This is a genomic window from Rathayibacter rubneri (assembly GCF_023743255.1).
Classification (GTDB): Bacteria; Actinomycetota; Actinomycetes; order Actinomycetales; family Microbacteriaceae; genus Rathayibacter; species Rathayibacter rubneri.
Map to the genome: position 1 here is coordinate 1 of NZ_JAMRYM010000165.1, position 4,067 is coordinate 4,067.

Consider the following 4,067-nt stretch of genomic DNA (forward strand, 5'->3'; position numbering starts at 1 on the left):
ATCGTGCTCGAGGGTCTGCGCCGCGACGGCGCCCTCGACGGCGTCCTCGCGCTCGCCGGCAGCGGAGGCACGTCCATCGCCGCCCGGGCCGTCCGCGACCTCCCCGTCGGGCTCCCCAAGATGCTCGTCTCGACCATGGCCGCGGGCGACGTGTCGCCGTACGTCGGCTCCGGCGACGTGACGATGACGTACAGCGTCGTCGACATCGCCGGCATCAACAGCCTCTCGCGCGAGGTCCTCGACAACGCGGCCGGCGGCATCGCGGGCATGGCCGCCGCCCACGCCGCGCGACGGGACCGGCCGGCGCCCGAGGGTGGCCGCCCCCTCGTCGCGGCCACCATGTTCGGAGTGACGACCCCGGCCGTCGACGTCGCCCGCGCCCGCCTCGACGAGCTCGGCTACGAGGTGCTCGTCTTCCACGCGACCGGATCCGGCGGCCGCGCCGTCGAGGCGCTCGCCCGCTCGGGCCACCTCGCCGGCGTGCTCGATCTCACCACCACCGAGCTCGCTGACGAGCTCGTCGGCGGCGTGCTGAGCGCCGGGCCGGATCGCCTCGAGGCGGCCGGGAGGGCGGGGATCCCGCAGGTGGTCGGCCTGGGCGCGCTCGACATGGTCAACTTCGGACCGCGCGAGAGCGTTCCCGAGCGCTTCGCCGATCGGCTCTTCTTCGTGCACAACCCGACCGTCACGCTCATGCGCACCACGGCCGCCGAGAGCGCCGAGCTGGGCGCGATCGTCGGCCGGAAGCTCGCGGCGGCGACCGGGCCGACCGTGCTCGCCGTCTCGCGGGGCGGGGTGTCGGCGATCGACGTGCCGGGCGCCGTCTTCGACGACTCCGAGGCGCGCGCCGCCCTCGTCGACGCCGTCCTCGAGGGCGTGGCCGGCTCGACCGTCCGGGTGATCGACTCCCCGCTCGACGTCAACGACCCGGAGTTCGCCCGGGCCGCCGCCGACGCTCTCGACTCCCTGATCCGCCCGTCCCAGGAGAGGAACTGACATGGACCGCTCGAGCGCACTCGCCCGTCTCCGCGCCACGATCGACGCCGGGAAGCCGGTCATCGGAGCCGGCGCGGGCACCGGTCTCTCGGCCAAGGCCGCCGAGGCCGGCGGGGTCGACCTGATCATCATCTACAACTCCGGCCGCTACCGGATGGCGGGCCGCGGCTCGCTCTCGGGCCTGCTGCCCTACGGCGACGCCAACCAGATCGTCGTCGAGATGAGCCGCGAGGTGCTGCCGATCATCCGCGAGACGCCGGTTCTCGCGGGCGTGAACGGCACCGACCCCTTCCGCCGGATGGAGGTGTTCCTCGACGAGCTGCAGCGGCTCGGCTTCACCGGGGTGCAGAACTTCCCCACGGTCGGGCTCTTCGACGGGGTGTTCCGGCAGAACCTCGAGGAGACGGGCATGGGCTTCGACCTCGAGGTCGACATGATCCGCCTCGCCGCGGAGCGCGACCTGCTCACCGCGCCCTACGTCTTCGACGTCCAGTCGACCGTCGCGATGACCGAGGCCGGAGCCGACGTCCTCGTGCCGCACATGGGGCTCACCACGAGCGGCACCATCGGCGCGCAGACGGCCCTCACCCTCGAGGAGTCGGCCGCGCGCGTGCAGGAGATGCGCGACGCGGCCGTGGCCGTGAATCCGGACGTGATCGTGCTCTGCCACGGCGGACCGATCGCCGAGCCCGCCGACGCCGCCTACGTCCTCCAGCACACCGAGGGGGTCGTCGGCTTCTTCGGCGCCTCCTCCGTCGAGCGCCTGCCCACCGAGCGCGCCATCCGGCAGCAGCTCGTCGACTTCAAATCCCTCCCGATCGCGTAAGGAGACCACCGTGTCCGCCACCCCCACCTCCGCTCAGTCCGGTCGCCGCCCCGACGAGGTGCCCACCCGGGTCTTCGACTGGGGCACCATCAAGTGGCTCGTCACCCCGCACCTCGACGGCCCCGTCGGCCTCACCACCGGCGAGGTGATCATCTACCCCGGTCAGGGCCACGATCCGCACGCGCACCCCGGCGAGGAGGAGGTCATCTACGTCGTCTCGGGCGAGGGCGAGCAGACCGTCGGCGACGGTCCGGCGTTCCCGATCCGCGAGGGCGACGCGCTGCACATCCCGCGCGACACCGTGCACTCGACGTACAACACCACCTGGCGGCCGCTGCGCCTCCTCGTCGTCTACACGCCCGGCGGCGCCGAGACCGGTCTCGACTCGCTGCCCGGCGCGCGGATCCTCGAGCCCGGGACCGCTCCGCGCTGGGCGCAGGCCTGATGCCGGTCTACGAGCCCGGCACCTGGCTGCATCCGGGCGACCGGCCCGGCTGGTGCGGCATCGGCACGATCGGCCGCTTCGCCGTCGGACTCGAGGGCGGACGGTTCGACCGGCACCACCACGACGACCACGAGGTGTGGTTCTTCGCCGAGGGCAAGGGCCGGATCCTCGTGGACGGCGCCGAGCGCTACGTCCAGGCCGGCGACATCGTGCTGACCCGGGCCGGCGACGTGCACGACATCGTCGCGGTCTACGAGCCGCTCCGGGGCTTCTTCACCGAGACGGGGCTGCCCGCCGGCGGACGCACCGGCCACCTCCACGCCGACGACGAGGACGCCGCGGGGCACGACGTCCCGGCCCTCCCGCTGCCCGCCGACTTCCCCCTACGCTGACGGGGCCCGCCCCCTGGAGAGGACTCCCATGCGCATCGCCGTCACCGGCTGCTCCGGCACGCTCGGCACCGCGACCCTCGAGCGACTGCTCGCCGAGGGCCACGAGCCGATCGGGCTCGACCTGACCCCGCCGTCGGTCCCCGTCCCGTTCACCCGCGTCGACTTCTCCGACTACGGCCAGGCCCTCGACGCGGTGCTCGGAGTGACCGCGCGGCACAGCGGGGTCGACGCGATCGTGCACCTCGCGGCGATCCCGGTGAACGGGCTGGTCCCGGACGCGACGACCTTCCACTCCAACATGGCCGTCTCGTTCAACGTGTTCCACGCGGCGATGCGCGCCGGGGTCCGGCGCCTCGTGTACGCCTCGAGCATCACCGCGATGGGCTTCCCGTTCGTCGAGCCGCCCGCCTCGCTCCCGCTGACGGAGGACGGGGGCGACCGCGCCAACAACACGTACGGCCTGGTCAAGATCCTCGAGGAGGCGATGGCGAAGCAGCTGGTGCGCTGGGACCGCGAGTGCTCGATCACCGCGCTCCGCTTCACCAATGTCACGCGGGCGGGGGAGTACGGCCGCTTCGTCGAGCGCTCGGGAGACCCGGGCTACCGGCGCGACCTGCTCTGGAGCTACGTCGACGCCCGCGACGGAGCGAGCGCGGTCGCGCGGGCGCTCGAGGTCGGCCGGCCCGGCTTCGCCGTGTACGACATCGCCGCCTCCGACACCGGATCCACGATCCCGTCGGCCGCGCTGGTCGCGTCGGCGTTCCCCGATGTGCCGCTCACCCGTCCGCTCGAGGGCTTCGAGACGGTCGTCTCGATCGACCTGGCGCGCGAGGGACTGGGCTGGGAGCCGGTGCACCTGTGGCGGCGGGAGGCCGAGCTCGAGGGGCGCCTCGAGGCGGTACCGGACTGACGCCCGGGCGCGCAAGCGGTGGTCCGGGTCCCCTGCGTCTGGTCGAGTGGCACCATGCAGGAAATCACCTACGCGTCCAAGTGCATCGTGACGACGGATGCGGTCGCCGACGCGCTCCTCGAACTGGTCACCGCGATCAACCGCCACGACCACTCCGAGGCGGTGACCGTTCCCGCGTTCACCGACGAGGGCGGCCTCATCGACGCACGGATGACGCTGGACGCGAGCAGCGAGCTCGTCGCGGTGCCGGTGGAGCTCGACATCGACCAGGACCCGACGGTCGCCGAGGCGCTCGAGGAGGCCGTGGCCGACCTGCGCAAGCGCATCGCCAGGAACCGGCCCGAGAACTCCTTCGTCGCGCAGCCCATCGCCCTGCCGGACGGCGAGCGCGAGACCGTCGACTTCGACGACTTCTGACCCGCCCCGCGGCGGCCCGCCCCACGCGTGCTGACGGAGCAGGCCGCCTCGCACCCTCACTTCCTGCTGATCGAGTAGGCC

6 protein-coding genes are annotated in these 4,067 nt (G+C 73.0%); all 6 read left to right on the forward strand.

Translation table 11 applies throughout. The annotated features are described in order from the left end of the window. On the forward strand, positions 1-996 hold a 996-nt coding region (locus tag NB037_RS18815; protein WP_251948478.1), incomplete at its 5' end, for a Tm-1-like ATP-binding domain-containing protein. A gap of 1 nt (position 997) precedes the next feature. Further along, on the forward strand, positions 998-1,822 hold the full coding sequence (locus NB037_RS18820; protein ID WP_251948480.1) for a phosphoenolpyruvate hydrolase family protein: 825 nt from the start codon (positions 998-1,000) through the stop codon (positions 1,820-1,822). Between the two features lie 10 nt (positions 1,823-1,832). After that, the gene (locus tag NB037_RS18825) at positions 1,833-2,267 is read left to right on the forward strand and encodes a cupin domain-containing protein (RefSeq protein WP_207406997.1); all 435 of its coding nucleotides are present in this window, start codon (positions 1,833-1,835) and stop codon (positions 2,265-2,267) included. Then, positions 2,267-2,659 carry an AraC family ligand binding domain-containing protein gene (locus NB037_RS18830; protein WP_251948482.1) on the forward strand — a complete coding sequence of 131 codons (393 nt, stop codon included), beginning with the start codon at positions 2,267-2,269 and terminating at the stop codon, positions 2,657-2,659. Before NB037_RS18825 ends, NB037_RS18830 begins: the two co-directional genes overlap by 1 nt. Positions 2,660-2,687: 28 nt before the next feature. Beyond that, complete coding sequence (locus NB037_RS18835; protein ID WP_251948484.1) at positions 2,688-3,569, forward strand: NAD-dependent epimerase/dehydratase family protein; 882 nt, start codon at positions 2,688-2,690, stop codon at positions 3,567-3,569. Between the two features lie 54 nt (positions 3,570-3,623). Continuing rightward, positions 3,624-3,986, forward strand: a complete 363-nt coding sequence (locus tag NB037_RS18840; RefSeq protein ID WP_251948486.1) for a hypothetical protein — start codon at positions 3,624-3,626, stop codon at positions 3,984-3,986. Positions 3,987-4,067: the final 81 nt, after the last annotated feature.